The sequence below is a fragment of the Pseudomonas sp. 21615526 genome (assembly GCF_013386245.1).
Taxonomy (GTDB): Bacteria; Pseudomonadota; Gammaproteobacteria; order Pseudomonadales; family Pseudomonadaceae; genus Aquipseudomonas.
On the sequence record NZ_JACAOM010000029.1, the window covers coordinates 60,704 to 86,129 of the forward strand.

At 61.8% G+C, this 25,426-nt stretch carries 28 protein-coding genes; 12 read left to right on the plus strand and 16 right to left on the minus strand.

Translation table 11 applies throughout. From position 1 onward, the window contains the following. Positions 1 to 167: 167 nt before the first annotated feature. Both HX786_RS10025 and HX786_RS10030 read right to left on the minus strand, forming a co-directional pair. Complete coding sequence (locus HX786_RS10025) at positions 168 to 731, minus strand: mechanosensitive ion channel family protein (RefSeq protein WP_178912011.1); 564 nt, start codon at positions 729 to 731, stop codon at positions 168 to 170. Continuing rightward, positions 731 to 2,641 (minus strand): ATP-binding cassette domain-containing protein, encoded by a 1,911-nt coding sequence (locus tag HX786_RS10030; protein WP_003208841.1) that lies wholly within the window; start codon positions 2,639 to 2,641, stop codon positions 731 to 733. The genes HX786_RS10025 and HX786_RS10030 overlap by 1 nt, the downstream gene beginning before the upstream one ends. A 50-nt stretch (positions 2,642 to 2,691) precedes the next feature. Here HX786_RS10030 and HX786_RS10035 point away from each other — a divergent pair, with 50 nt between their 5' ends. Further along, positions 2,692 to 3,153 carry a TIGR02444 family protein gene (locus HX786_RS10035; RefSeq protein WP_178902704.1) on the plus strand — a complete coding sequence of 154 codons (462 nt, stop codon included), beginning with the start codon at positions 2,692 to 2,694 and terminating at the stop codon, positions 3,151 to 3,153. On the opposite strand, the gene HX786_RS10040 is transcribed toward HX786_RS10035, so the two are convergent. Further along, a complete protein-coding gene (locus tag HX786_RS10040; RefSeq protein WP_178912012.1) occupies positions 3,150 to 4,445 on the minus strand; it encodes an AlgP family protein in 1,296 nt (431 codons plus the stop codon). The genes HX786_RS10035 and HX786_RS10040 overlap by 4 nt on opposite strands. Positions 4,446 to 4,637: 192 nt before the next feature. On the opposite strand from HX786_RS10040, the gene HX786_RS10045 reads away from it, so the two are divergent. Then, positions 4,638 to 5,303 (plus strand): FKBP-type peptidyl-prolyl cis-trans isomerase, encoded by a 666-nt coding sequence (locus HX786_RS10045; protein ID WP_177046819.1) that lies wholly within the window; start codon positions 4,638 to 4,640, stop codon positions 5,301 to 5,303. A 53-nt stretch (positions 5,304 to 5,356) separates the two neighbouring features. Here HX786_RS10045 and HX786_RS10050 read toward each other — a convergent pair whose 3' ends face one another. The 7 genes from HX786_RS10050 to HX786_RS10075 form a co-directional block, all read right to left on the minus strand. After that, complete coding sequence (locus HX786_RS10050; RefSeq protein WP_003208832.1) at positions 5,357 to 5,815, minus strand: Rsd/AlgQ family anti-sigma factor; 459 nt, start codon at positions 5,813 to 5,815, stop codon at positions 5,357 to 5,359. A gap of 206 nt (positions 5,816 to 6,021) precedes the next feature. Beyond that, the gene (locus HX786_RS10055; protein ID WP_003208831.1) at positions 6,022 to 6,543 is read right to left on the minus strand and encodes a disulfide bond formation protein B; all 522 of its coding nucleotides are present in this window, start codon (positions 6,541 to 6,543) and stop codon (positions 6,022 to 6,024) included. 237 nt (positions 6,544 to 6,780) lie between these two features. Next, positions 6,781 to 8,022, minus strand: coding sequence for a heme biosynthesis protein HemY (locus HX786_RS10060; RefSeq protein WP_003208828.1), 1,242 nt, complete (start codon positions 8,020 to 8,022; stop codon positions 6,781 to 6,783). 5 nt (positions 8,023 to 8,027) lie between these two features. After that, a complete protein-coding gene (locus HX786_RS31870; protein ID WP_372846607.1) occupies positions 8,028 to 9,146 on the minus strand; it encodes a uroporphyrinogen-III C-methyltransferase in 1,119 nt (372 codons plus the stop codon). A gap of 18 nt (positions 9,147 to 9,164) precedes the next feature. Then, the gene (locus HX786_RS31875) at positions 9,165 to 9,932 is read right to left on the minus strand and encodes a uroporphyrinogen-III synthase (RefSeq protein ID WP_371132450.1); all 768 of its coding nucleotides are present in this window, start codon (positions 9,930 to 9,932) and stop codon (positions 9,165 to 9,167) included. After that, positions 9,929 to 10,870 (minus strand): hydroxymethylbilane synthase, encoded by a 942-nt coding sequence (hemC, locus tag HX786_RS10070; RefSeq protein ID WP_008439333.1) that lies wholly within the window; start codon positions 10,868 to 10,870, stop codon positions 9,929 to 9,931. Before hemC ends, HX786_RS31875 begins: the two co-directional genes overlap by 4 nt. Positions 10,871 to 11,008: 138 nt before the next feature. Further along, positions 11,009 to 11,755 (minus strand): LytTR family DNA-binding domain-containing protein, encoded by a 747-nt coding sequence (locus tag HX786_RS10075; protein WP_003208820.1) that lies wholly within the window; start codon positions 11,753 to 11,755, stop codon positions 11,009 to 11,011. A 562-nt stretch (positions 11,756 to 12,317) separates the two neighbouring features. Here HX786_RS10075 and argH point away from each other — a divergent pair. Further along, complete coding sequence (gene argH / locus HX786_RS10080) at positions 12,318 to 13,712, plus strand: argininosuccinate lyase (RefSeq protein ID WP_008439335.1); 1,395 nt, start codon at positions 12,318 to 12,320, stop codon at positions 13,710 to 13,712. A gap of 110 nt (positions 13,713 to 13,822) precedes the next feature. On the opposite strand, the gene HX786_RS10085 is transcribed toward argH, so the two are convergent. Continuing rightward, complete coding sequence (locus tag HX786_RS10085) at positions 13,823 to 14,482, minus strand: glutathione S-transferase family protein (RefSeq protein WP_178912013.1); 660 nt, start codon at positions 14,480 to 14,482, stop codon at positions 13,823 to 13,825. A 125-nt stretch (positions 14,483 to 14,607) separates the two neighbouring features. On the opposite strand from HX786_RS10085, the gene HX786_RS10090 reads away from it, so the two are divergent. The 3 genes from HX786_RS10090 (at position 14,608) to HX786_RS10100 (ending at position 18,295) form a co-directional block, all read left to right on the plus strand. Next, on the plus strand, positions 14,608 to 14,892 hold the full coding sequence (locus tag HX786_RS10090; RefSeq protein ID WP_003208814.1) for a hypothetical protein: 285 nt from the start codon (positions 14,608 to 14,610) through the stop codon (positions 14,890 to 14,892). Positions 14,893 to 15,040: 148 nt separating this feature from the next. Then, positions 15,041 to 15,289, plus strand: a complete 249-nt coding sequence (locus HX786_RS10095) for a TIGR02647 family protein (protein ID WP_003208812.1) — start codon at positions 15,041 to 15,043, stop codon at positions 15,287 to 15,289. Positions 15,290 to 15,457: 168 nt separating this feature from the next. Next, positions 15,458 to 18,295: a class I adenylate cyclase gene (locus HX786_RS10100; RefSeq protein WP_178912014.1), complete on the plus strand. Its 2,838-nt coding sequence runs from the start codon at positions 15,458 to 15,460 to the stop codon at positions 18,293 to 18,295. On the opposite strand, the gene rnk is transcribed toward HX786_RS10100, so the two are convergent. From rnk to cyaY, 3 genes are all read right to left on the minus strand, one after another. Beyond that, on the minus strand, positions 18,292 to 18,702 hold the full coding sequence (gene rnk / locus HX786_RS10105) for a nucleoside diphosphate kinase regulator (protein ID WP_003208808.1): 411 nt from the start codon (positions 18,700 to 18,702) through the stop codon (positions 18,292 to 18,294). The genes HX786_RS10100 and rnk overlap by 4 nt on opposite strands. A 131-nt stretch (positions 18,703 to 18,833) precedes the next feature. Continuing rightward, a complete protein-coding gene (locus HX786_RS10110; protein ID WP_003208805.1) occupies positions 18,834 to 19,052 on the minus strand; it encodes a DUF1289 domain-containing protein in 219 nt (72 codons plus the stop codon). 2 nt (positions 19,053 to 19,054) lie between these two features. Then, positions 19,055 to 19,387 (minus strand): iron donor protein CyaY, encoded by a 333-nt coding sequence (gene cyaY / locus HX786_RS10115; protein WP_003208803.1) that lies wholly within the window; start codon positions 19,385 to 19,387, stop codon positions 19,055 to 19,057. A 239-nt stretch (positions 19,388 to 19,626) separates the two neighbouring features. Between cyaY and HX786_RS10120 the strand changes: the two genes are divergently transcribed. From HX786_RS10120 to HX786_RS10145, 6 genes are read left to right on the plus strand one after another with little or no spacing between them, the layout of a single operon-like run. After that, on the plus strand, positions 19,627 to 19,788 hold the full coding sequence (locus HX786_RS10120; RefSeq protein WP_003208801.1) for a lipoprotein: 162 nt from the start codon (positions 19,627 to 19,629) through the stop codon (positions 19,786 to 19,788). A 9-nt stretch (positions 19,789 to 19,797) separates the two neighbouring features. After that, positions 19,798 to 21,045 (plus strand): diaminopimelate decarboxylase, encoded by a 1,248-nt coding sequence (gene lysA / locus HX786_RS10125; RefSeq protein WP_008439346.1) that lies wholly within the window; start codon positions 19,798 to 19,800, stop codon positions 21,043 to 21,045. A gap of 4 nt (positions 21,046 to 21,049) precedes the next feature. Then, entirely contained in the window at positions 21,050 to 21,880 is an 831-nt protein-coding gene (dapF, locus tag HX786_RS10130; RefSeq protein WP_003208798.1) for a diaminopimelate epimerase, read from the plus strand. Positions 21,881 to 21,893: 13 nt separating this feature from the next. After that, the gene (locus HX786_RS10135) at positions 21,894 to 22,610 is read left to right on the plus strand and encodes a DUF484 family protein (RefSeq protein ID WP_003208796.1); all 717 of its coding nucleotides are present in this window, start codon (positions 21,894 to 21,896) and stop codon (positions 22,608 to 22,610) included. A gap of 2 nt (positions 22,611 to 22,612) precedes the next feature. Next, a complete protein-coding gene (gene xerC, locus HX786_RS10140; protein WP_003208794.1) occupies positions 22,613 to 23,512 on the plus strand; it encodes a tyrosine recombinase XerC in 900 nt (299 codons plus the stop codon). Next, complete coding sequence (locus HX786_RS10145) at positions 23,509 to 24,207, plus strand: HAD family hydrolase (RefSeq protein ID WP_008439351.1); 699 nt, start codon at positions 23,509 to 23,511, stop codon at positions 24,205 to 24,207. Before xerC ends, HX786_RS10145 begins: the two co-directional genes overlap by 4 nt. A gap of 255 nt (positions 24,208 to 24,462) precedes the next feature. Here the strand turns inward: HX786_RS10145 and sutA are convergent, their stop codons facing one another. After that, entirely contained in the window at positions 24,463 to 24,789 is a 327-nt protein-coding gene (gene sutA / locus HX786_RS10150) for a transcriptional regulator SutA (RefSeq protein ID WP_003208791.1), read from the minus strand. 103 nt (positions 24,790 to 24,892) lie between these two features. After that, on the minus strand, positions 24,893 to 25,318 hold the full coding sequence (locus HX786_RS10155; protein WP_003208787.1) for a secondary thiamine-phosphate synthase enzyme YjbQ: 426 nt from the start codon (positions 25,316 to 25,318) through the stop codon (positions 24,893 to 24,895). Positions 25,319 to 25,426: the final 108 nt, after the last annotated feature.

Sequence of the window (25,426 nt, forward strand, 5' to 3'; positions counted from 1 at the left end):
GTTTGCTGAATGTTTCTAAACTAACGCTGCCGGCTGAGAAATGGCTAGAAAAATTTTGGGGTGCGCCTTTGTGGCGAGGGAGCTTGCTCCCGCTGGAGTGCGTAGCGCTCCCGGCTTTTTTTGGGGCTGCTACGCAGCCCAGCGGGAGCAAGCTCCCTCGCCACAGGTTAAGGCAGCACGTCGCTGCCGCGCCAACGGCGCACCGAGCGCTGGAAGAACAGGCTGTTGGGCACTTGCACCATGACACTGCCGGTACCGGCCTCTTCCACTTCGATCAGCGTGGTGTAGAGCAGGTTGATCGCCACCACCCGGCCTTTGACGCCGGGCTTGTCGACGGTGTCCACCAACTCGACCACATCGCCCAGGCGGAACGGCCCGACGGTGAAGATCAGGATGGCGCACAGCAGGTTGGACAACACCGACCACATGGCGAAGAACGCCACCGCGGCCACCGCCACAAAACCCGACAACGCTGTCCACAACACCGTGGCAGAGACGCCCAGGCGCTCCAGCACGAAGATCAGCGCGCTGCCCATGATCAGCCAGCGCAGGCCGCCGCGCAGCGGCATCAGCAACTGCGGCGGGAACGGATAACGTTCCCCCAGGCGGTTCAGGCATTTGGCGACGAAACGCTGGGCGAGATAGCCGGCCAGCAGGATCAGCAGAATCTGTACGGCCACCCAGACCGGCGCGATCCATTGGGCCGGCAGCGGCAGTTGCAGCGCTTCCATCAGGACAGCGCCTCCAGCTCCGCTTGCAAGGATTCCAGCAGTTCGAGGGCTTCCATCCAGGTCTCCTCCAACTGCGCTTCACGTACCTTGAGCTTGGCCTGTTCGGCCAGCAGGTCGCGCAATTCATCCTTGCGGGCCGGCTCGTAGACGGCGCTGTCACCCAGGCTGGTTTCGATCTTCGCCAGCTTCTCGTGGATCTTGCCCAATTCGGCTTCCAGCTTGTCCGCTTCACGCTTGTGCGGGGCCAGTTGCTGACGCAATGCAGCCGCGGCCTGGCGCTGGGCCTTCTTGTCGGTCTTGTCCGGGTTGACCGGCGTGTTGCTGACCGGCGCGTTGCGCAGGCGGTAGTCCGACAGCCAACGGGCATAGTCTTCCAGGTCGCCGTCGAATTCCTCGACCTTGCCGTCAGCCACCAGCAGGAAGTTATCCGTGGTGCTCTTGAGCAGGTGGCGATCGTGAGACACCACCAGTACCGCGCCGCTGAATTCCTGCAGGGCCATGGTCAACGCCAGGCGCATTTCCAGGTCGAGGTGGTTGGTCGGTTCGTCGAGCAGCAACAGGTTTGGCCGGTCCCAGGCGATCAGGGCCAGGGCCAGGCGGGCCTTTTCGCCACCGGAGAAATTCAGCACCGGCTCGTCAATGCGCGCACCACGGAAGTCGAAACCACCGAGGAAGTCCCGCAGGGTCTGTTCGCGTTCGGTCGGCGCCAGGCGCTGCAGGTGCAGCAGCGGGCTGGCCTTGGCGTCGAGGGAATCCAGCTGGTGCTGGGCGAAGTAGCCCACCACCAGGTTCTCACCGCGCACCAGGCGGCCGGCCAGGGGCTGCAATTCGCCCGAGAGGTTTTTGATCAATGTCGACTTGCCCGCGCCGTTGGGGCCGAGCAGGCCGATCCGCGCGCCAGGGGTGAGCTGCAACTTGACCTTCTCGAGGATGGTCTTGTCGCCATAGCCCAGGCGGGCATCGGAAAGGTCCAGCAACGGGCTGGAGATTTTCACCGACTCGCGGAACACAAAGTCGAACGGTGAATCGACGTGGGCCGCCGACAGTTCTTCCATGCGCTCCAGGGCCTTGATCCGGCTCTGGGCCTGACGGGCCTTGGTGGCCTGGGCCTTGAACCGGGCGATGTAGCTTTCCATGTGCGCGCGCTGCGCCTGCTGCTTCTCGTAGGCCTGCTGTTGCTGGGCCAGGCGTTCGGCACGGGCGCGTTCGAAGGCGCTGTAGCCACCGCGGTACAGGGTGATTTTCTTCTGGTCGACGTGGGCAATGTTGTCCACCACGGCGTCGAGGAAATCCCGGTCGTGGGAAATCAGCAGCAAGGTACCCGGGTAGCTTTTCAGGAAGTCTTCCAGCCACAGGATCGCATCGAGGTCCAAGTGGTTGGTCGGTTCATCGAGCAGCAACAGGTCCGAGGGGCACATCAGCGCCTGGGCCAGGTTCAGGCGCATGCGCCAGCCACCGGAGAAGTCGGCGACCGGGCGGTCCATCTGTTCGTTGGTAAAGCCAAGGCCGGCAAGCATCTTGCGCGCACGCGCGTCGGCGGTGTAGCCGTCGGCGCTGTCCAGTTCCGAGTGCAGGCGGGCCTGTGCGGCGCCGTCCTGGGCTTTCTCGGCCTCGGCGAGGTCGTGTTGCACCTGGCGCAGGCGCAGGTCGCCATCGAGCACGTAGTCGATCGCAATGCGGTCGAGGGTGTCGATCTCCTGGCGCATATGGGCGATGCGCCAGTCGGCCGGCAGCAGACAATCCCCGGAGTCGGGAGTCAGCTCACCCAGCAGCAAGGCGAACAACGTGGATTTGCCGGCGCCGTTGGCACCGATCAGGCCGGCTTTGTGACCGGCGTGCAGGGTCAGCTCGGCGTCTTCGAGAAGACGTTGCGGGCCACGCTGTAATGTTAGGCTTTGAAGTCGGATCATAATGGCGGCGGAGTCTACCAGCTTCGTTGGCCGCTGGCTTGGGTGTGAATATGTGCGCTGACCTGTGGAGCTTTGCCCTCTCGACTTACGCCCGCCCGGGCGTCGAGGACGCGTGCCTGCGCTTGCAGGCGCAAGGGGCTGATGTGTGCCTGGTGTTGTGCGGGTTGTGGCTGGAGCAGCGGGGTGTGGCGCCGGAAACGTCGCGCTTGCAGGCACTGCGGCAGATCGCCGGGCCGTGGCAGGCGGAGGTGGTCGGGCCGCTGCGGCAAGTACGCACGCAATGGCGGGCCATGGCGCAGCAGGATGCTGAGCTGGGAGCGTTACGGGAGCGGGTCAAGGCTTTGGAATTGGATGCAGAAAGGCTGCTGCTATCACGCCTGGAAGGTGTGGCGCAGCATTGGCCGATGGCCGAGGTGAATCATCAAGCATGGGTTGAAGGACTGGCGGCCGAAGCCGCCAACCTTGACCACGACGCGCTGCATCAACTGCGCGCCGCGGTTACCGGCACTTAGGAAGCGCTGGTTGGGGTGACGCTTGGCGCTGCCGGTGCAGGCGTGCTGCTGGCCGGAGCAGTTGGCGCTGTGGTGCTGGCAGCAGGTGCAGCCGGGGTCGCAGGCTTTGCAGCTGGAGTAGCTGGTTTGGCTGGTGCTGGCTTGGCGGCGGCTGGTTTGGCAGCTGGTTTGGCAGCAGCAGGTTTGGCGGCCGGCTTGGCAGCTGGTTTTGCTGCAGCAGGTTTAGCGGCCGGCTTGGCAGCTGGTTTTGCAGCAGCAGGTTTAGCGGCTGGCTTCGCAGCTGGTTTTGCAGCAGCTGGTTTAGTGGCTGGCTTCGCAGCTGGTTTTGCAGCAGCTGGTTTAGTGGCTGGCTTCGCAGCTGGTTTTGCAGCAGCAGTTTTAGCAGCTGGCTTCGCGGCAGGTTTTGCAGCAGCAGGTTTAGCGGCTGGTTTCGCAGCAGCGGTTTTAGCAGCTGGCTTCGCGGCTGGTTTCGCAGCAGCAGGTTTAGCGGCTGCCTTGGTAGCTGGTTTCGCAGCAGCAGTTTTAGCAGCTGGCTTCGCGGCTGGTTTCGCAGCAGCAGTTTTAGCCGCTGGCTTGGTAGCTGGTTTCGCAGCAGCAGTTTTAGCAGCTGGCTTCGCGGCTGGTTTCGCAGCAGCAGTTTTAGCCGCTGGCTTGGCAGCTGGTTTCGCAGCAGCAGTTTTAGCCGCTGGCTTGGCAGCTGGTTTCGCAGCAGCAGTTTTAGCGGCTGGCTTGGCAGCTGGTTTTGCAGCAGCAGTTTTAGCCGCCGGTTTGGCAGCCGATTTAGCCGGTGCTTTTGCCGCAGGCTTGGCCGCAGCTTTTGCAGGTGCCTTGGCAGCGACGGCCTTGCTGGCTGGTTTTTTCGCCGCGCTGGCTGCAACAGCTTTAGCCGGAGCACGGGTGCTCAGCACTTTGCCTACAGCTTCCTTCACACGACCAACACCCTGGGCCAATTTCAGGCTCTCGGAAGCATCACGCTTGAGTTGGGAAATGTAGGTGCGGGTTTCGGATTGACGATCCTTGAGGGCGTCGAGCAAGTCCTCAAGTTCTTTGACGGCGTCCTTGGCCTTGGCTTGTGCCTTGGCTTTGCCAGCGGTCGCTGCGCCTTGCAGTTTGGTGCGGGATTTGTGCAGTTTTTCCTGAGCTTTGCCGCGTTGTTTTTCAAGCTTGGCGAGCAACTTCTCAGCATCAGCCAAGGCTTGTGAACAGGCGCTTTCCAAATGTTCGAGCAGGCTGCCCGAAAGTTGTTGGAGCAAATGCAACGGGGTATTTACAGGCTTCTGTTTGGCCGACATGGTTTACCTCCTGGCTGACGTGGGTGCGGCTCATACTAGCCCTCTGCTCTTACCGCCGCTAGGGCATGTTGACAGTATCGATTGGCTTGCGTTGCACCGCACGAAAATTCTTATTGATATAACGAAAATCCACGCCACTTTTTAAGCATTCACACTGGCATAATCCATCGCACTTTCGGCTGGAGAACGCCCATGTCGCGTTACCTTTTTTTAGTGTTGAGCGTGGTGCTTTGCGTGGCCAACGCAAGCGAGAAATCCCCCTCCAAAGATGACCACGACCTGGCCTACAGCCTGGGCGCGAGCCTGGGTGAGCGCCTGCGCCAGGAGATGCCTGGGTTGCAGGTAGAGGCGCTGATCGACGGACTCAAACAGGCCTATCAAGGTAAGCCACTGGCCCTGGACGACACACGCATCGAACAGATCCTTGCCCAGCACGAAGCACAAAACGCGCCGGACAATCGAGCACCACAAAGTGAAAAGGCACTCGCTGCCGAGCAACAATTTTTAGCCAGTGAGAAATCCAAAAGTGGTGTGCGTGAATTGGCAGACGGCATCCTGCTGACCGAACTGACCCCTGGCAGCGGGAAGAAACCGGCGGCCGATGATCGCGTGCAAGTGAATTATGTTGGGCGGTTACCCGACGGGACCGTCTTCGACAAGAGCACACAACCTCAGTGGTTTCGCCTGGACAGTGTGATCAATGGCTGGCGCAGTGCGTTGCAACAGATGCCGGTGGGCGCGAAGTGGCGCCTGGTGATTCCATCCGACCAAGCCTATGGCGCTGATGGCGCAGGCGAACTGATCCCGCCTTATACGCCGCTGGTATTCGAGATCGAATTGCTCAACGCGGGCGCCTGAGCCCAAACGAAAAACGGTGCGCAATGCGCACCGTTTTCTTGTGTCGGGGGGAGTCAGGCCTTAGCCGTCAACTCTTCCTTGTGAGCGTTGTGCAGCACTTCGATCAGGCAATCTTCCAGCTCGAAACGCTCGTGAAGCAAACCACCCAGCTCTTTGAATTTTTCTGCAACGCACTGGCCGGCATCACACAGGTCGTTGAACGCCAGCAGCTTCTCGGTGATGACATCGATACGCGGGTAAATCGTCTCCGCCAAATCGAGGCCACGTTGATCGTCGAAAGCCTCGGCCTCTCTGGTCAACTGCTCGTAGATACCGAAGTGCCCCGCTGATACGTAGTCCACCAATACGCCGCAGAATTCCTGCAACGGCTTGCGGTTCTCGCTGAGCGCTTCGGGCTTGGCACCGAGAGCATCAAAGGCCCGAACCAGTTCGTGACGCGCTTTCAACCAACCATCGATCAGTTTGTGCACCCCACCCCAGCGTTCCTGAGCATTCTGACAACGTTCCAGCATGATGATCTCTCTTCCCTATAGGGGCGCCGCACGCTGCCCGCGCAACACTTCAAGGTTAAAGCGGCAACCGGGCAAAGGTGCATCGAACAGTCTGTTTCAATAACGCGTGCGGGCCAGATTATGCCCGCACGACTATGGCATCAAGGTACGCAGGAGAGAAAGTTCATACAAGTGTTTAATCCCTTCCTACAACCTGCGGTTACCTGTCAGTGCCGTGCAAGGCCAAAACGCTGGCTCAGCAGCAACCGCGAGAACTGCGCGATGCCAAGGATCAGCATCGCCACGAAGAACAGCAGGCTCCACTCGGGAATACTCAAGTCGAACAGCGTCCAGTTGATTTCCACGCAGTCGACGGTGCCCTTGAAGATCAAGGCCAACGTCTCTCTCAGCGACAGGTTCTCGATCATGGATTGAAGGCCGGGCCAACAGGCAGGCAACTGTTCCGGCGGCGTATTTTGCAGCAGCACCTGGCGTACGGCGGTAATGGCGCCCAGCACTGCACACCCCATGCTCGCCGCCCAATACAGGTAGATCCCGGACCGCTTCGGCCCATGAATCGCTGCCACGAGATTGATCAGCGTGAAGGCAGCCACAAGAATTCGTTGCACCTGGCACAGGAAACAAGGCCGCAAAAGCGCGGCGTATTCCAGGTAAAAGGACGCGCCCAGCGTCAGCGCACCAGCCAGGAACGCCAGGAGGAACAGGGAGCGTGAGGGGGCCAAAGACATTGTTTATCCGCAACGCAAGAGATAGGTAGTTACGGTAGAGGAAAGACCTTACCCCTTTCAATACGCGCCAGAGCAGACGATTCCGCGAGAGCGTAGGGATATCCCGTCAGAAGGCGAGCGATTAAACGCGCGTCTACGTAGGAGTTTACTACAAGCCGTATTGACTACAGCTATTGGGCGTTATTGAAGGGTTGGCCACCAGACAATTCTGAGGCAACCCTTACTCTGTTTCCTACTTCAAACCCGTGCCGGCACCGGCAGCGGTGACGCCAGCAAACGCTTGTCCAGCAAGCCCAGGCCTTCCTGGAACAACTGGTTGCTGCGCTCGGTGTCGCCCAACTGCGCCAGCAGGCGTGCCAGCTCGGCGCAGGCCTCAGGGTTGCGCTGCACCTGAAGGCTGCTTTCAAGGTAATCCCGCGCCTTGCCCCACAAGCTGTTTTGCAGGCACAGGCGCCCCAGGGTCAGCAGCAGGCTGGCATCGCCTGGATGGTCCTTGAGCCAGCCTTCGGCGAACTTCAACTGCTTCGCCGGATCGCTGCCACGCAGCAGCCCGTAGAGCCGGATCAGATGACTGTCGTACTCGCGCTTGAGGGCACCGCGCAGCACTTCTTCGGCCTTGGCGTCCGCGCCCAACTGGCGCAGTTGTTCGGCGTACGCCAGCACCAGTTGCGGCTCCTGGCGCTGGGCCGAAGTCAGTTGTTGCCAGGCCAGCTCCAGGGATTGCTGCCCGGCCTCGCCCTGCTCTTCGCGCTGGGCAGCCAGGGTCAGGTTCTCGCCCCAGGCGCGTCGCTCCAGGTCGGCCAACTCGGCAGGCGGCAACACCTTGTCCTTGCGCAACTCCGGCAACAGCCGGATTACCGAAGACCAATCGCCACGCTGTTGATACAGCCGCTGCAGTTGGCGCAATACCTGGACGTTATGCGGATGACGCTCATGCATGGCCTGCAGGGTGACCAGGGCGCCATCGGTGTCACCGCGGTCCATCTGCAACTGCGCATGACTCAAGGCTACCGCGAGTTCGGCCTGGGGCTGGCGCTCAAGCGCGCGTTCCAGCAGGCCATCCGCTTCCTCATAACGGCCCTGTTCGTTGGCCGCACGGGCCGCGCCGAGGTAGTAGAGCAATGGCTGGCGTTCGGCTTCGGCCGCACGGTGCAAGTGGCGCTCGGCACTGGCCCAGCGCCCTTCGGCGAGGTCCATCTGGCCCTGCTCGATGGCAACCTGGACCCGACGGCTGCGGTTGCGCCGCGACCACGGATTGACCACGCCACCCGAGGTCAGCACCAGGCCCAGCAGCACCCTGGCCAAATAGATCACCAGGCCGATGGCAAACAACGCCACCAGCGTCGACCACAGCCCCGACTCGTAATGCAGCACATGGGGATAGGTAATCAGCACGTAGCCGGTATGTTTCGAAATGCCCACGGCCAGTGCCAGGGCGATCGCAATCGCCAGCACCAGGATCACATAGAAGCGCTTCATCGGCTTTACTCCTGGGTCGCCGGCTTGCCAGCGGAAGCCTTGGCTTCCTCGGCAGACAGGTGGCGACGGTCAAGGTAAGCCTGCACGGCAGCCAGGCTCGCGGCCAGGTCCGGCGTGACCACCGAGACGGCCTTGGGCTCAAGCTCGGCAATACGGGCCAGCATGGCTTTGCTTTGCGGGTTGTCTTGATTGAAGTTGTCCTGCAACACGCTGCGAGCCTCGCCCAGGGATCGGCTGTACACCGCCGGCTCGCCGTTGAGCGCCGCCCATTGCGCCTGCTCAAGTGCAAGGCTCAGGGCCAGGCGCACCTGGTTCAGGCCTTGCCCTGCCAGGAGCGGGCGAATGTTGTCATCAGGATTGAAGTCGATGCGGAAATACCGCGAGATCTGCGCCCACCACTGACTCCAACGGCTGTCCGTGTCGGTGGTCGGACGCCCATCATTGGCCGCTTCAGGGAGTTGGTATTCCGGCGCGATGGCCGCCAACTGCACGACCTGATCGCGCAATGCCGCCAGTTGCAGGTACAGCCCGGTACGGTCGGGCTGTTCGATATTGCGCAACGCGGCGAGGCTCTTGGCCAACTGCTCACGGGCGGCGTAGGAGCCAGGGTCACTTTGTTCGCGGAGGATTTCGTCAGCGCCCTGGACCAGTGCCTGGGCACTGTTGATGTCCTGCAAGGCGGAAAGACGCAGGCTGGCCAGGCGGATCAAGTGCTCGGCCTCGGCCAGGCGCCAGTCCTGGCGGCTGGCCCCCAGCACGGTTTCCAGGCGCTGGCTCAGGTGTTGTTGATCACCCTGCAATTGCGCCACCAGCCGGCGACGCTCTTCCAGCTCATCGGCGCCGGGCAGTTGCCCCAGACGGGCCGACAGCTGCTGCTGGCTCTGCTTGAGGCTCTGGGATTGGTCGTCCAGGGTTTGCACTTGGCCCAGCTGTTGCTGGCTGCTCGCCTGCAGTGCGCGGACCTGCCAGATCCCCCAGCCACCGGCGGCAACGCCGGCGGCGCCGAGCAACAAGGCCACGATGGCCAGGCCGTTGCCACGGCGCGGGGCGGTGGTGACCGGTGTCTCAACAGGCGCATCAAGCGCGGGCTGAGCTTCATCTTTAGGCAAGGCTGTTTCGCTCACGTATCCATCCTTTGCGTATTAGAGAGTGGGAACGGAAACACTCCGTAACGCCACTAACAAAGCCGCGGCACTGGCGCCACGACAATCCACAACTTCTTTCGCGCCAGCGGCACGCGCCATCTCGGCGACTCGCGGGCTGGGCACGAACAACGGCAGCTGTGCCACCTGGGGCCAATCTGTACCGGCCAGCGCTTGCAGGTGTAAAAAACCCTGCCCACTGCTGACCACCACGCCGTTCAAGCGTTCCACGTTTATGCGCTGGGTCAGCGTTGCACGGTCGTAGTCCGGCAGGAAACGGCGATACAACTCCAGATAGTCGACACTAGCACCTTGCTCGCGTAAACGCTCAGCCAGCAGCTCTCGCCCGCCCTCGCCCCGCAGGATCAGCACCCGGGCGCAGGGCTTCGAGATAGCCTCGCGCAAGGCGACCAGTTCAAGCAAGGCTTCACTGTCGTCGCCGTCGTGGGGATAACTGACATCAAGGCCATGCTCGGCCAACACCTGCGCCGTAGCAGCGCCGACACTGAACCACGGTAACGCCGGCGGTTGCGGCCAGTGTTGAGCCAACAACTGCAAGCCCAGGCGCGCGGCCGGCTTGCTCACCACGATCACCGCGCAATAGCGGTCCAGCTCGCGAAAAACAGTCTGTTGTTCAGGCGTGACAGGCAGCGCTTCAATCTCCAGCAACGGCAGGCTGCTGCTGAAAACACCTTCTTCGGATAACGTCGCCGCCAGGGCCGCCGACTCCTCGGCAGGCCGCGTCAGCAGCACACGCCATTGCATCACTGCGGCCCGGCCTCGCCGTACACCGCTTGCAGAATGGCACCTGCGCCTTTTTCCAGCAGTTCCTCGGCGACCTTGATACCCAGGCTGGTGGCCTCGCTTTGCGGCCCGCGAATCTCTGCGGTGAGCAATAACCCACCACTCGGGTCGCCCACCAGGCCACGCAGCCAGAGGTTCTCGCCCTCAAGCACGGCGTAACAGGCGATCGGTACCTGGCAGCCACCGTTGAGGTGCTTGTTCAGGGCACGTTCGGCGGTGACGCGAATTTCGGTGTCCTGGTGATCCAGCGGCTTGAGCAGCGCATGAATTTCGCTGTCGGCGGTGCGGCATTCAATGCCCACAGCGCCCTGCCCGCCGGCCGGCAAGCTGTCTTCGACGCTGATGGCCGAGGTGATGCGGTCTTCAAAGCCCAAGCGGATCAAGCCGGCTGCCGCGAGAATGATCGCGTCATATTCACCGGCGTCGAGCTTGGCCAGGCGAGTATTGACGTTGCCCCGCAGGAAGCGGATTTGCAGGTCCGGGCGGCGGGTCAGCAACTGCGCCTGGCGACGCAGGCTGGAGGTGCCGACGACGCTGCCCAGCGGCAGCTCATCCAGGGAGGCGTAGGTATTGGAAACGAAGGCATCGCGGGGGTCTTCGCGCTCGCAGATGCAAAAAAGGCCCAGGCCTTCGGGGAAGTCCATGGGCACATCTTTCATAGAATGCACGGCGATGTCGGCTTCGTTCTCCAGCAGCGCGGTTTCCAGTTCCTTGACGAACAGGCCCTTGCCGCCGATTTTCGACAATGGCGAATCAAGCAGCTTGTCGCCGCGACTGACCATGGGCACCAGGGACACCTTCAGGCCAGGATGAGCCTGCTCAAGGCGTGCTTTGACGTATTCGGCCTGCCATAAGGCCAGGGCGCTTTTACGGGTGGCGATGCGGATTTCGCGAGAGGACATGGATCAATCCGTACTGAATAGATACGGCAGATAATAACAGCTCAGGCAAATGCGCTTTGATTTGAATCAGCAAGTGCGGGGCCTCCCTGGCCGCGTCGCACCGGGATATGGGCGGTGAAGCTCGCGTCAGCCCTCGGGCTAAAGCTGCTGCATCATCTTGCGCACGCCGGCGACATGGCGCCGGCTGACGATCAGGGCGTCGCCATTGAGGCCCTTCAGGAACAGCTGAAAGTGCCCAAGCGGCGTGCGCTGCAGACGCTCGATTCGCTCGCGGGCCACCAGCGCATTGCGGTGGATGCGCACAAAGCGGTCGCCAAATTCATCTTCCAACGCCTTGAGTGGCTCATCGAGCAGCACTTCACCAGCCTCGTGACGCAAGGTCACGTACTTGTGATCGGCGATGAAGTAGACCACCTGGTCCAGGGGAATCAACTCGATGCCCTTGCGGGTACGGGCGCTGATATGGCTACGCGGCCCGTTGCCGCCCTGGGCTGCGGGCTGGGTCAAGGCTGCCAGTTGGACACGATTGGGACGCTCGGCCTTTTTCAAGGCGCGAAGCAACGCATCGGCATTGATCGGCTTGACCAGGAAACTGGCGCCGCTGGCATCCAGGGCCTCGGAAGAGAACTCATCCTGGGAGGCGCACAGCACCACCGAAGGCGGCGATTCTCGCTCGCTCAGGCGGGCAGCCACCTGCAAGCCATCAAGGCCCGGCATGCGGATGTCGAGCAACACGACGTCCGGCTTGAGGCTGTCAATAAGGGCCAAGGCTTCCTCGCCACTGGTGGCGCTCGGCTCAAGGACATTGTAACCCTCGAGTTCACTGACCAAACGGCTCAGTCGCTCGCGGGCTTGGGGTTCGTCATCAACGATCAGGACATTCATATTGCGCTGGATTCCTGCGTGAGTCTCGCACAAGGATAGCGTAGACAGGTGCGGTGACTTCCGTCACGGCGATCCACGCTAAGACTAGCGCGAGCGGCAAAAAGTGCCCCGAGAGTGGCACCAATATTTACCCGGACCTGTTCAATCGCGCCCAAAGCCTGCTGCCTTCGGGCATCGTCGTAGGGTTTGCTGATACACAATACGAACACCCCCTCTCTAATGGATAGCCTGGAGTTCGACCTCATCGCCCGGCATTGGTGCAGTGCACCTTCTGTCAGCGCGAAGCTCTATCAGTGCAACTGTAGACGCTGGCGAAGACGATATTGCTCAATCGTCAAATATCGTTTCAATAAACACGCTTTGTTTGACCAAGGACCGCAAGTTTCCCCCCCGATCGGTCCTGGCTCCAGTCTCGTCCTGCGCGAGTCCGGGGGCAAGGCACTTAGCCATCTTGGAAACAAATAAAAATGCCCCGCCCCGGCATCGTCGCCTCCGGGGGCAACCCTGTTATTATCGGCGCCACACTTTCATGCCCTCTTTCCAGCAGATCACGAGCGAATCCATGAGCACCGACAAGACCAACCAGTCCTGGGGCGGCCGCTTCAGTGAACCCGTCGACGCCTTCGTCGCGCGCTTCACCGCCTCCGTCACTTTCGACCAGCGCCTCTACCGCCACGACATCATGGGCTCGATCGCCCACGCCACGATGCTGGCCAAGGTCGGCGTGCTGACCGACGCCGAGCGCGACAGCATCATCGACGGCCTGACCACCATCCGTGGCGAGATCGAAGCCGGCACCTTCGACTGGCGCGTCGACCTGGAAGACGTGCACATGAACATCGAGGCCCGCCTCACCGACCGCATCGGTGTGACCGGCAAGAAACTGCACACCGGTCGCAGCCGTAACGACCAGGTGGCTACCGATATCCGCCTGTGGCTGCGGGACGAGATCGACCTGATCCTGGCAGAAATCACCCGCCTGCAAAAAGGCCTGCTGGAGCAGGCAGAGCGTGAGTCCGGCACCATCATGCCCGGCTTCACCCACCTGCAGACCGCACAGCCTGTGACGTTCGGCCACCACCTGCTGGCCTGGTTCGAAATGCTCAGCCGCGACTACGAGCGCCTGGTGGACTGCCGCAAGCGCGCCAACCGCATGCCTCTGGGCAGCGCTGCACTGGCTGGCACCACCTACCCGATCGACCGCGAATACACCGCGCAGCTGCTGGGTTTCGACGCCGTGGGCGGCAACTCCCTGGACGGCGTGTCGGACCGTGACTTCGCCATCGAATTCTGCGCCGCGGCCAGCATTGCGATGATGCACTTGTCGCGCTTCTCCGAAGAGCTGGTGCTGTGGACCAGCGCGCAATTCCAGTTCATTGACCTGCCGGACCGCTTCTGCACCGGCAGCTCGATCATGCCGCAAAAGAAAAACCCCGACGTGCCGGAGCTGGTACGCGGCAAGAGCGGCCGTGTATTCGGTGCGCTGATGGGCCTGTTGACCCTGATGAAAGGCCAACCGCTGGCCTACAACAAGGACAACCAGGAAGACAAGGAACCGCTGTTCGACGCCGCCGATACCCTGCGCGACTCGTTGCGTGCCTTTGCCGACATGATCCCGGCGATCAAGCCCAAGCACGCCATCATGCGTGAAGCGGCCCTGCGCGGTTTCTCCACCGCCACAGACCTGGCGGATTACCTGGTACGCCGTGGCCTGCCGTTCCGCGACTGCCACGAGATCGTCGGGCATGCCGTGAAGTACGGCGTGGACACCGGCAAGGACCTGGCGGAAATGAGCCTGGAAGAACTGCGCCAGTTCAGCGACCAGATCGAGCAGGACGTGTTTGCGGTGCTGACCCTGGAAGGCTCGGTGAATGCCCGTAACCATGTCGGCGGGACTGCGCCGGCGCAGGTGAAGGCTGCCGTGGTTCGCGGCCAGGCATTGCTCGCCAGCCGCTAAAAGCTTCGCGAGCAAGCCCGCTCCCACATTCGACTGCATTCCAAAGGTGGAACTCGGTCAAATGTGGGAGCGGGCTTGCTCGCGAAAGCCTCATCACAAACACCCAAGATCTATTTCTTGGCAGCAATCATCGCCATAAACGCCGGCATCGCCGCTTCCTTGTCCGCCGCCACCCGCTGGGCATTCGGCAGCGCCTGCAAGCGCTCCATCAACGCCTTGGCCTTCGGCAACTCAGCCAACAGATCCAGCCCGAACAGCTTCCCGGCCACGGCACAGGCCAGGTCCACGCTGTACACAAAATACAAATCCGCAATCGTGAAGCTGTCTCCTGCCACATACGGCGCAAACTTCCCGTGCCGCCCCAGCGATGCGATCCCCAGCAATAACTCCGCCCTGGACTTTTCCTTGATCGCCTCCGGCACCGGCATTCCGAAAAACGCCTCGGCAAAACACGCCCGGGCCGGCAACTCGATGTACAGCTCGATTTCCCTGCACAACGCCAGCACCTGGGCGCGCTGGAACGGCTCGCTCGGCAGCAGCGATCGCCCGCCCTGGGTCTGTTCGAGGTATTCGAGGATCACGCTGGTTTCGTTGATAAACCCTTGCTCGACACCAAGCACCGGCACCTTGCCCCGGGGGCTCACGGCCAAGGCTTCAGGGGTCTGGCCTGCGTAGAACGGCACCTCTTCGAAGGGCAGCCCTTTCTCCAGCAGCGCCAGTTTGACCATGTTGTAGTAGTTGCTGACCGAAAATCCATAAAGCTTGAGCATCACAAAGCCTCCAGGCCGTGTACGGGGTTGGCAGCAGTGGTTATAGATCGGGAGGCCGCGCCTGGCCAGCAGCATCAGCCGAGTGAATGGGGGTAGACTGGCGCCCTTTCCTCCAGGAGCCTGCCATGAGCGAGCCAACCGATATCGACAACGACGAAGAAGAGTTCGCCGAGACCACCTTGATTGAAGCGATCGAAAACCAGATCGAAAGCGACAACCCGCCCGCCGCCAAGGCCACGTTCAACAAGCTGACCCTGGTGGGCTACGAGCGCGAAGACATCCTGCAAATGATGGCCCACGTCCTCGCCATCGAAATTGACGCGCTGCTCGAAGAAGATCGCGCCTTCAATACCGAATGGTATGAAACTGCGTTGCGTGCGCTGCCGGAGCTGCCGCCCGAGAAGCAATAAGCCTCACACCGCGCTGGCCAGCAAACTCTTGCTGGCCACAATCCTGCCCCACATCAACACCGCATGAGTTCCGACTGGACAGCTCGCCCAAGTGCGTTCACCTTATGGCTGCTAACGTCTAAAAATTCCTAGAAAGTCTGGAGTCCTTATGTCGTATACCCCTGAGTTGGTTGCCGAACTGGAAATCCTTGCACTCTTCAACCTGGGCAGCTCCCAGGAAGGTCTGAAAGTTCATCAGACTGCCGCTCCCACTGCCATTGCCGCCGCCCGGCGCCTGTTTGATAAAGACCTGATCGACCAGCCAGACGGTGGTTACCTCACCAGCCTCGGCCGGGACGCTGCCGAACACGCACAAAGCCTGCTGACTATTCTGACGACCGCCAAAGAAGCCGCCTGACACCTCGTATCGCCCACGGGATCCTCTCTTCACGGATTCCGCGGGCATTCCCGCGCCCGGGATAAAATTCCGGCGTCAAAAACAAATTCCCTCTAAACCTCCTACGCTACTGGCTGTAAACTCCCACACGGCCGCCCACGTCGGGCCCTGCGAGCCACCGAGTTCGACATGACCCGCACCCACGAAATCCGCCCCGACCTGGACGAAGGCATCGACCGCAAGGTGCTGGCCCAGTTACGCGCGCGGTTTCTGGCCCTGAATGAAGGCCGCATGGCCCGGGCCGTCGAAGGGCTGACGCCACGCCAGCAAAGCGTGTTGACCCTGCTGCCGCTGTTTTTCCACGTGAATCACCCGCTGTTGCCGGGCTATGTGTCGGGCAGCACGCCGGCCGGCCTGTCGAATTTTGAACCCGACGCGCAAGCCTTGGCCGAGGCCCAGCGCCTGACCCGCACGTTTTCCTACAAGCCCCGCCACGGCAACCCACCGCGGCCGATTCATGGCCTGTTCCTGATGGGCAGCCTGGGCACCCTGGCCCAGGCCGATCAAAGTGATATGGACGTGTGGGTCTGCCATGCGGCCGATCTCAGCGAGAACGAGCTGGCCGAGTTGCGCAAGAAATGCCAACTGCTCGAAACCTGGGCCCTGAGCATGGGCGCCGAGGCGCACTTCTTCCTGATCGAGCCGACGCGGTTTATCCAGGGCGAGCGCGACACCCAACTGAGTTCAGAAGACTGCGGCACCAGCCAGCATTACCTGCTGCTGGACGAGTTCTACCGCACCGCCATCTGGCTGGCCGGGCGCACGCCGATCTGGTGGCTGGTGCCGGTGTACGAAGAAACCCGCTATGCCGACTTCACCCACGCGCTGATTTCCAAACGCTTTATTCGCGCCGATGAAACCCTCGACCTGGGCCACCTGGCGCACATCCCGCCGGGTGAATTTATCGGTGCCGGCTTGTGGCAGTTGTTCAAGGGCATCGAATCGCCCTACAAATCAGTACTGAAACTCCTGCTGACCGAGGTCTACGCCAGCGAGCACCCGAAGGTGCAGTGCCTGAGCCTGCGCTTCAAGCGCGCTGTGTTTGCCAATCAGCTGGACCTGGACGAACTGGACCCGTACATCGTCGTCTACCGCCGGATCGAGGAGTACCTCAAGGCCCGTAATGAGCCGGAGCGCCTGGAACTGGTGCGGCGCAGCCTGTACCTGAAGGTCAACCGCAAGCTCAGCGCGGGCCAGCGCACCGGGTGGCAGCGTTTGCTGCTGGAGCGCCTGGCCAGCGAATGGGGTTGGGACCAGCGCCAACTGGCCCTGCTGGACAGCCGCAGCCAATGGAAAGTCCGCCAGGTGGCCTCCGAACGCCGGGCGCTGGTCAACGAGCTGAACTACAGCTATCGCTTCCTGACCCAGTTTGCCCGCACCGAACAGACCGTCAGCCTGATCAACAAGCGCGACCTCAATGTGCTGGGCCGGCGCCTGTACGCCGCCTTCGAGCGCAAGGCCGGCAAGGTCGAATTCATCAACCCCGGCATTGCGCCCGATCTTGCCGAAGACACCCTGACCCTGGTGCAGTCGCCCAACCGCAAAGAGCCCGGCCAGCATCATTGGGGCTTGTACAACGGCAGCCTGACCGCTCTGGAATGGGAGCACTTCGCGCCGATCAAGCGCAGCCGCGATTTGCTGGAAATGCTCACCTGGTGCCACCGCAACGGCGTGATCGACAGCAGTACCCGCCTGGCGCTGCATCCCGGCAGCAGTGACATGACCGAATTCGAGCTGTTCAACCTGCTGGGCAGCCTGCAACAAACCGTCGTCCTGCCCCTGGCCAGCGTCGATGAAGACCGCCTGCTGCGCTCGGCAGTGCCCGAGGAAGTGCTGCTGCTGATCAACGTCGGCGTCGACCCGCTCAAGCATCATCGCGACCTGAACATCCTGATGACCACCGAGCGCACCGACTCCCTGAGTTACGCGGGCGTACGGGAAAACCTGGTGCTGACCCTGGACCAGGTCACGCTCAACAGTTGGAACGAGGTGATGGTCAGCCGCTATGACGGCCCCCACGCGCTGCTCGATTGCCTGCGCGACTACCTCAATCAGCTACCGCCCAATCACTTGCCGCGCTTGCGGGTGCGCTGTTTCTGCCACAACCGCGCGCAGTTCATTGCCCAGCGCGTGGAAGAAATCTTCGACACTGCGCAAAACCTGATGCTGAGTCAGGAAAACCACCGCTACCTGGTGCAGGTGCAGCAGCACTACCACGTGATGGAACTGACACCCGGCCAGGCCAACCATGTGTCACTGGCGACCCAGGACGCGCTGATCGCCTACCTGAGTGAGGAACTGGCCAGCTACAGCCCGCTGCACCTGGACACCATGGCCCTGGAAGACCACGACCTGGCGCTGCTGCTGCCCATGGGCCTGCCCGACTGTGTGCAGGTGTTCTACCGGATCAACGACGGAGTTGCCGAGCTGTACGTGCTGGATGAGTTCAACGCGCTCTGGCAGCAGCGCCTGCCGTTCCACGACGAGCAAAGCCTGTTGGTGCCATTGCAACGCTTCCTGCAGTCGATCATTTATCGCCGCGACGCGCTGCTGCCGCTGGACCCGCAACAGCCCTTCGGCGCGGTGCAAATCCTGTATTACCAGCTGTTGCCGTCAGGCAGCGGCCGTGCACGGCGGGCCGAACCGCGCCCAGCGCCGCAAACCCCGGCCAACAAGCCGTTCTACGACGTGCAGGCGATTATCGGCAAGGCAGCACCGGGCCAGGTGGGGATCACCTTGTACTGCAATCAACGGGAGTTTTCCGAGCTGGAATTTGGCGACCAACTGTTTGCGGTGGTCGCCCAGCAAATCGTCGGGCAACGCCGGGAAGCCGAGCGTTACCGCTGCTACATCACCGATCTGGACCTGTCCGGCCTGCTCGGTGATGTTCAAAGCCCGAGCAATCTGTACCTGCGCTACAAGGCTGATCTGGAACTGGCGCTCAATGAAGCGCTGAACCAGGTTTAGAGAGGAAAGGCGCCACCGTCTTTCGGCTGGCCTTCGACGCCGAGCAATTCAAGCTTGAGGGTCTTGCCACCCGGTGCTGGCCAGTCGATGTGCTGGCCGACTTGCAGGCCCAGCAATGCACTGCCCACCGGCGCCAGGATCGAGATTTTGCCTTCGTCGGCGTTCGCGTCCTTGGGGTAGACCAGGGTCAGGTGATAGTCCTTGCCACTGCCTTGTTCACGGCAATGCACGCTGGAGTTCATGGTCACGACAGATGCAGGCACTTCATCGTGGCCAACCACTTCTTCGGCGCGGTCGAGTTCGTGTTGCAGGGCTTCAACGCCCGGCGACGCCTCGCCGACACGGTCGATCAGTTGCTCAAGACGCTGCACGTCAAGACGGGTGAGGATGATGGAAGGTGCGGTCATGATTCAGGCAGACTCCTTTTTTCTGCACAAAAAAGCAAAACCCCGCCAGGAAAAGGCGGGGTTCTCACGGACCTCGATGAGTTGAGGTGTATCCGGACACTACCACAGCACAATAAATAAACAAGACGGCCTCAGGCGCAGGTCCTGCGCTGCTCGGCCTGGGCGACGATCACGCGGCGTCGCGCATCGTCGGCGGAGCGCCATTCGCGGATGTCTTCCACATGACGGAAGCAACCGAGGCAGACTTTGTGCTCATCCAGCCGACATAAACTGATACAAGGTGACGGCACCGCCGGGCTGACATTGCTGAACAGCGGCTTGGGCGGGCGTACGGGAACGGGCTGCGTCACGATCAGATCTCGTCGAAGTCCAGCTCGACGCCGGCTTGTTCCTGGGTGAGGCGCGCGAGCATTTCGCTCAGCAGCTCATCGGTGGTGTCGTGGGTCCAGCGTTTTTCTTCTTCATCGTAATCGAAGTGAAAGCCACCGGAACGCGCCGCCAGCCATAGCTGACGCAGGGGCTCCTGGCGGCTGAAAATCAATTGGGTGCCATTTTCAAACTTGACGGTGAGCACACCGGCCGAGTTCTCCAGGTCCACATCCAGACCGCTGTCGTCGAAAATATCCTCCAGCGCTTGCTGGGTCGCATCCACCAGGTCGTGAAAACGCGCTTCGGTCAAACTCATTGTGGGAACCTCGAAAAGTGTCTGGTCTCGCTCAAGCGCCGCACAATACGGACGCGCCATCATGATTGCAAAGGATACCGATTTCATTACCCACAGCCGTGTGAATTATCCTCGATTGGTGTAAGCACAATCGCGACAAACTCGGCAAAGCCCCGCCGGACGGGTATTTCGGCGCATAGGCAATCCGGCGGGTGGTCGGTATACTCGGGCGCAATTAATGCATATTCAAGGATTTCGCCATGAAGCGCCTGATCTCTTCCCTTGCTGCGCTCGTCGCGGTCGCTTGCCTCGTTAGTGCCTGTGGTCAAAAAGGCCCGCTGTATCTGCCCGATGACAGCAAAGACCCGAATGAACAGGCGCAATCGTCGCAAACCAAAGCGCACAAGCACGACACCTACTAAGGGAACATCATGGACGCTTTTAACTACCGGGACGGCGAGCTGTTCGCGGAAGGTGTCGCGCTGTCCGCCATCGCCGAGCGCTTTGGTACCCCGACCTACGTGTACTCCCGTGCCCACATCGAAGCGCAATACCGCTCCTTTGCCGATGCGCTGGAAGGCACGCCGAGCCTGGTGTGCTTCGCCGTAAAAGCCAACTCCAACCTGGGTGTACTCAATGTCCTGGCGCGCCTGGGCGCCGGTTTCGACATCGTGTCCCGGGGCGAGCTTGAGCGTGTACTGGCCGCCGGCGGCAAGGCTGACAAAATTGTGTTCTCCGGTGTCGGCAAGAGCCGCGAAGACATGCGCCGCGCCCTGGAAGTTGGCGTGCACTGCTTCAACGTCGAATCCACCGACGAGCTGGAGCGCCTGCAAGTGGTGGCCGCCGAGATGGGCGTTCGCGCGCCGATCTCCCTGCGGGTCAACCCGGACGTCGACGCCGGCACTCACCCGTACATTTCCACCGGTCTCAAAGAGAACAAGTTCGGCATCGCCATTGCCGACGCCGAGGACGTGTACATCCGCGCCGCGCAGTTGCCGAACCTGGAAGTCTTGGGTGTCGACTGCCATATCGGCTCGCAACTGACCAGCCTGCCACCGTTCCTCGACGCCCTCGACCGCCTGCTGGCGCTGGTCGACCGCCTCGGCGAGTGCGGCATCTACCTGCACCACATCGACCTCGGTGGCGGCGTGGGTGTGCGTTATCGCGATGAAGAGCCGCCGCTGGTGTCCGACTACATCAAGGCCGTGCGCGAGCGCCTCGAAGGCCGCGACCTGACGCTGATGTTCGAGCCGGGCCGCTACATCGTCGCCAACGCCGGCCTGCTGCTGACCCAGGTCGAGTACCTCAAGCACACCGAGCACAAGGATTTCGCCATCGTCGACGCGGCGATGAACGACCTGATCCGTCCGGCGCTGTACCAGGCCTGGATGAATGTGACGGCCGTCAAGCCACGCGCAGGCGAAGGCCGCAGCTACGATATCGTCGGCCCGATCTGCGAGACCGGCGACTTCCTGGCCAAGGAACGTCAGCTGGCCCTGGAAGAAGGCGACCTGCTGGCCGTGCATTCGGCCGGTGCCTATGGGTTTGTCATGAGCTCCAACTACAACACCCGCGGGCGTACCGCCGAGGTGCTGGTGGACGGTGATCAAGCGTTTGAAGTGCGTCGCCGCGAGACGGTAGCCGAGTTGTTTGCTGGCGAAAGCCTGCTGCCGGAGTAAGGTCATGTTGCTGCGTTTTACCAAGATGCACGGGCTGGGCAATGACTTCATGGTCCTCGACCTGGTCAGCCAGCACGCGCACATCCTGCCCAAGCACGCCAAGCTGTGGGGCGACCGGCACACCGGTGTCGGCTTCGACCAATTGTTGCTGGTGGAAGCGCCGAGTAACCCGGAAGTGGATTTCCGTTACCGGATCTTCAACTCCGATGGCTCCGAAGTGGAACAGTGCGGCAATGGTGCCCGCTGTTTCGCCCGTTTTGTCCTGGACAAGCGCCTGACCGCCAAGCGGCAGATTCGCGTCGAGACCAAAAGCGGCATCATCGAGCTGGATATTCGCAGCGACGGCCAGATCGGCGTCAACATGGGCGCGCCACGGCTGGTGCCGGCGGACATTCCGTTCCAGGCCACCGAGCAAGCCCTGAGCTATGCGGTGGATGTGGACGGCAAGACCGTCAACCTGGCTGCCGTGTCCATGGGCAACCCCCATGCCGTGCTGCGGGTGGATGACATCAACAGCGCACCGGTTCACGAACTGGGGCCGAAGATCGAAAACCACCCGCGCTTTCCGGCGCGGGTTAACGTGGGTTTCCTGCAGGTCATCGACCGTTCCCGTGCGCTCTTGCGCGTCTGGGAACGCGGTGCCGGCGAAACCCAGGCTTGCGGTACCGGCGCCTGCGCCGCTGCCGTGGCCGCGATCAGCCAGGGGTGGATGGATTCGCCGCTGCTGATCGACCTGCCCGGTGGACGCCTGTCCATCGAATGGGCAGGCCCCGGCCAACCGGTGAAAATGACCGGCCCGGCCACCCGCGTCTACGAAGGACAGGTCCGTCTATGAGTGAGCAAATCTAATGACTGATAAGCCTCAAGTACCCGCGCAAGCATCCCCAAGCGAAAGTCTGGAGGCCGCAGCCGTTGCGGCGTATCTGGAGGCTAACCCGGACTTCTTCGTCGAACACGAAGAACTGCTGCCGGCCCTGCGTATTCCCCACCAGCGCGGCGATACCGTGTCGCTGGTGGAGCGGCAGATGAAGATCCTGCGCGAGCGCAATATCGAAATGCGCCATCGGCTCTCGCAGCTGATGGATGTGGCCCGCGACAACGACCGCCTGTTCGACAAGACTCGCCGCCTGGTCCTGACCCTGATGGACGCCGCCAGCCTGGAAGAAGCGGTGATCGCCGTCGAAGACAGCCTGCGCCAGGATTTCCAGGTGCCCTTTGTCAGCCTGATCCTGTTCAGCGACAACCCGATGCCGGTGGGTCGCTGGGTCAGCGGCAGCGATGCCCAGACCGCGATTGGCGGCCTGCTGTCCGAAGGCAAGACCATCAGCGGCACCTTGCGCGAGCATGAGCTGGACTTCCTGTTTGGCGCCGAGCAGCGCCAGCAGATCGGCTCCACCGCCGTGGTTGCCCTCAGTCATCAAGGTTTGCATGGCGTGCTGGCCATCGCCAGCCGTGATCCACAGCATTACAAAAGCTCGGTGGGCACGCTGTTCCTGAGCTACATCGCCGAAGTGCTGGGCCGCGTCCTGCCACGCTTCACCAGCGCATTGCGCGCGGTGCGCTAGCCATGGAACGACAACTGGACGCCTACTGCGCTCACCTGCGCAGCGAGCGCCAGGTGTCGCCGCATACCCTGGAAGCCTACCGGCGGGACTTGAACAAGGTCCTGGCGTTCTGCGAGAAACAACACATCGGCAGCTGGAAGGCCCTGGACATCCAGGGTCTGCGCAGCCTGATCGCCCGCCTGCACCAGCAAGGCCAATCCTCCCGCAGCCTGGCGCGCCTGTTATCGGCGGTACGCGGCCTCTATCAGTACCTGAACCGCGAAGGCCTGTGCGACCACGACCCGGCCAACGGCCTGGCGCCGCCCAAGGGTGAACGCCGCCTGCCCAAGACCCTCGACACGGATCGCGCCCTGCAATTGCTCGATGGCGCCGTGGAGGACGACTTCCTGGCCCATCGCGACCAGGCAATCCTCGAACTCTTCTACTCCTCGGGCCTGCGCCTGTCGGAACTGACCGGGCTTAACCTCGATCAACTGGACCTGGCGGATGGCCTGGTGCAAGTGCTCGGCAAAGGCAGCAAGACCCGCGTATTACCCGTGGGCAAGAAGGCCCGCGAAGCCTTGCTGCTATGGCTGCCGCTGCGCGCCCTGGCCAACCCGGCGGACGACGCGGTGTTTATCAGCCAGCAAGGCCGGCGTCTCGGGCCCCGGGCCATACAAGTGCGGGTCAAGGCCGCCGGCGAGCGCGAGCTGGGGCAGAACCTGCACCCGCACATGCTCCGGCACTCCTTTGCCAGCCACTTGCTGGAGTCCTCCCAAGACCTGCGTGCGGTGCAGGAACTGCTGGGCCACTCCGACATCAAGACCACCCAGATCTACACCCACCTGGACTTCCAGCACCTGGCAACGGTGTACGACAGCGCCCATCCACGGGCCAAACGCATTAAGGGCAGTGACTCATGAGCATCAAGCTGATCACCTTCGACCTGGACGATACGCTCTGGGATAACGTGCCGGTCATCATCAGCGCCGAGGCATCGATGCGCGAGTGGCTGGCGACCCACGCCACCAAGGTGGGCGACTTGCCCCTGGAGAAGTTTGCCAGCCTGCGCCAGCAGGTGCTGGAGCGTCATCCCGAGCTGAAATATCGCATCAGCGTGTTGCGTCACAAGGTGCTGCAATACGCCTTCGAGGAAGCCGGGTACCCGCTGCCGGAAGCGGCGCAAATGGCGGATGTGTGCTTTGAAGCGTTCATCCATGCCCGGCATCAACTCACCGTATTCCCCGAAGCGGAACCGATGCTGCAAGCACTGCGCCGCGACTATCTGCTGGGGGTGATTACCAACGGTAATGCCGATGTGCAACGTGTGGGGTTGGCGGACTACTTCCACTTTGCACTCCGGGCTGAAGACATTGGTATTGCCAAGCCGGATGCGCGGTTGTTTCAGGAAGCCTTGCAGCGCGGTGGCGTAGCGCCGGGCGCGGCAGTGCATGTGGGTGACCATCCAGGGGATGACATTGCCGGTGCGCAGCAGGCGGGGCTGCGGGCGGTGTGGTTCAACCCGGCAGGCAAGGCCTGGGAGGCCGAGAAATTGCCGGATGCCGAGATTCGCAGCCTGACCGAGCTACCCGACGTGCTAGCCCGCTGGAACGCATAACCTGATGATGAAGGGCTTTTGTGGCGAGGGAGCTTGCTCCCGCTGGGCTGCGAAGCGGCCCCTGAACCAGCCACGACGGCCTTTCTGAAAGACCGCGTCGACCCAACCAGGGGCCGCTTCGCGCCCCAACGGGAGCAAGCTCCCTCGCCACACACGCTCTTCATCCTTGGATGGGTGTTGGCCCTGACCATTTTGTAGCGCCCATGAAAAAGCCCGCAGCGACGGCGGGCTTTTTCAGCAAGCAGACAGCAGGCCTTAGATAGGCCGGCTGCCGTACTTGTTATCCGGCTTCTTCGGTGGATCTGCCACCACGTTAGCCTCGACTTCCTGCACTTTGCCGCCTTTGGCGAGGAATTCTTCCATCGCCCGGGCCAGCGCATCGCGCTCTTTGTTCTTGGCTTCTACGCTCGGCAACTCGTCAACCGACACTGCAGCCTTGGCCTTGCCCTTGGCTGCCGGGACCGGTGCATCATCGCCACCGTCGTCGTCAGCCACGTCTTCGGCAGCCGCCTCAAGACCTTCCTCGGTTTCGTCGTCGTCGCCTACTTCGAGGTCGTCGTTTTCCAGATCATCGTCGCTCATGTTCTACCTCATGACTTGCGAAAAGCAGATTAGTTATAGCCCAGCTTCGCCGCCTGTCGACGGCCGCCGGAAAAAAATCAACATCCACCGGTTAACCAGTGGCTTATGCCCCATCACCGTGCAAGGTGGCGAGGACTTTACGAGCACCGCCATGATCACGGTGCTCGCCCAGATAAACACCTTGCCAGGTCCCCATCGCCAAGCGGCCGGCCCTTACCGGCAAACTCAGCTGACAGCCCAGCAGACTGGCCTTGAAGTGCGCCGGCAGATCATCCGGACCCTCGTCGTTGTGTTCATATCCCGCCGTGCCTTGCGGCACCAGCGCATTGAAAAAACGCTCGAAGTCACGGCGAACCGCCGGGTCGGCATTCTCGTTGACCGTCAACGAGGCCGAGGTGTGCTGCAGCCACAAATGCAACAGTCCCACCCGACAGGCCTTCAATTCAGGCAGGCCGGCGAGCAACTCGTCCGTCACCAGATGAAAGCCCCGGGGCTTGGCCCGCAGGGTTATCAGGGTCTGTTGCCACATACAGTTCTCCGCCTATCGGCGCGCATTCTAGCGCGCTCAGGGAAAAAACAAAGTGCCGAATACGCCTACATGCCTGTAAGACATTCGCACACTGAAAAGTGCAGTGCG

Coding starts and splice junctions, on each gene's coding strand:
- argH (WP_008439335.1), top strand. CDS start 12,318: ATGAGCACCGACAAGACCAACCAGTCCTGGGGCGGCCGCTTCAGTGAA.
- rnk (WP_003208808.1), bottom strand. CDS start 18,702: ATGACCGCACCTTCCATCATCCTCACCCGTCTTGACGTGCAGCGTCTT.
- xerC (WP_003208794.1), top strand. CDS start 22,613: ATGGAACGACAACTGGACGCCTACTGCGCTCACCTGCGCAGCGAGCGC.
- HX786_RS10050 (WP_003208832.1), bottom strand. CDS start 5,815: ATGCTGGAACGTTGTCAGAATGCTCAGGAACGCTGGGGTGGGGTGCAC.
- HX786_RS10075 (WP_003208820.1), bottom strand. CDS start 11,755: ATGAATGTCCTGATCGTTGATGACGAACCCCAAGCCCGCGAGCGACTG.
- hemC (WP_008439333.1), bottom strand. CDS start 10,870: ATGTCCTCTCGCGAAATCCGCATCGCCACCCGTAAAAGCGCCCTGGCC.
- HX786_RS10100 (WP_178912014.1), top strand. CDS start 15,458: ATGACCCGCACCCACGAAATCCGCCCCGACCTGGACGAAGGCATCGAC.
- HX786_RS10145 (WP_008439351.1), top strand. CDS start 23,509: ATGAGCATCAAGCTGATCACCTTCGACCTGGACGATACGCTCTGGGAT.
- HX786_RS10045 (WP_177046819.1), top strand. CDS start 4,638: ATGTCGCGTTACCTTTTTTTAGTGTTGAGCGTGGTGCTTTGCGTGGCC.
- HX786_RS10040 (WP_178912012.1), bottom strand. CDS start 4,445: ATGTCGGCCAAACAGAAGCCTGTAAATACCCCGTTGCATTTGCTCCAA.
- HX786_RS10060 (WP_003208828.1), bottom strand. CDS start 8,022: ATGAAGCGCTTCTATGTGATCCTGGTGCTGGCGATTGCGATCGCCCTG.
- HX786_RS10095 (WP_003208812.1), top strand. CDS start 15,041: ATGTCGTATACCCCTGAGTTGGTTGCCGAACTGGAAATCCTTGCACTC.
- HX786_RS10090 (WP_003208814.1), top strand. CDS start 14,608: ATGAGCGAGCCAACCGATATCGACAACGACGAAGAAGAGTTCGCCGAG.
- lysA (WP_008439346.1), top strand. CDS start 19,798: ATGGACGCTTTTAACTACCGGGACGGCGAGCTGTTCGCGGAAGGTGTC.
- HX786_RS10030 (WP_003208841.1), bottom strand. CDS start 2,641: ATGATCCGACTTCAAAGCCTAACATTACAGCGTGGCCCGCAACGTCTT.
- sutA (WP_003208791.1), bottom strand. CDS start 24,789: ATGAGCGACGATGATCTGGAAAACGACGACCTCGAAGTAGGCGACGAC.
- dapF (WP_003208798.1), top strand. CDS start 21,050: ATGTTGCTGCGTTTTACCAAGATGCACGGGCTGGGCAATGACTTCATG.
- cyaY (WP_003208803.1), bottom strand. CDS start 19,387: ATGAGTTTGACCGAAGCGCGTTTTCACGACCTGGTGGATGCGACCCAG.
- HX786_RS10025 (WP_178912011.1), bottom strand. CDS start 731: ATGGAAGCGCTGCAACTGCCGCTGCCGGCCCAATGGATCGCGCCGGTC.
- HX786_RS10085 (WP_178912013.1), bottom strand. CDS start 14,482: ATGCTCAAGCTTTATGGATTTTCGGTCAGCAACTACTACAACATGGTC.
- HX786_RS10035 (WP_178902704.1), top strand. CDS start 2,692: ATGTGCGCTGACCTGTGGAGCTTTGCCCTCTCGACTTACGCCCGCCCG.
- HX786_RS10120 (WP_003208801.1), top strand. CDS start 19,627: ATGAAGCGCCTGATCTCTTCCCTTGCTGCGCTCGTCGCGGTCGCTTGC.
- HX786_RS10155 (WP_003208787.1), bottom strand. CDS start 25,318: ATGTGGCAACAGACCCTGATAACCCTGCGGGCCAAGCCCCGGGGCTTT.
- HX786_RS10055 (WP_003208831.1), bottom strand. CDS start 6,543: ATGTCTTTGGCCCCCTCACGCTCCCTGTTCCTCCTGGCGTTCCTGGCT.
- HX786_RS10135 (WP_003208796.1), top strand. CDS start 21,894: ATGACTGATAAGCCTCAAGTACCCGCGCAAGCATCCCCAAGCGAAAGT.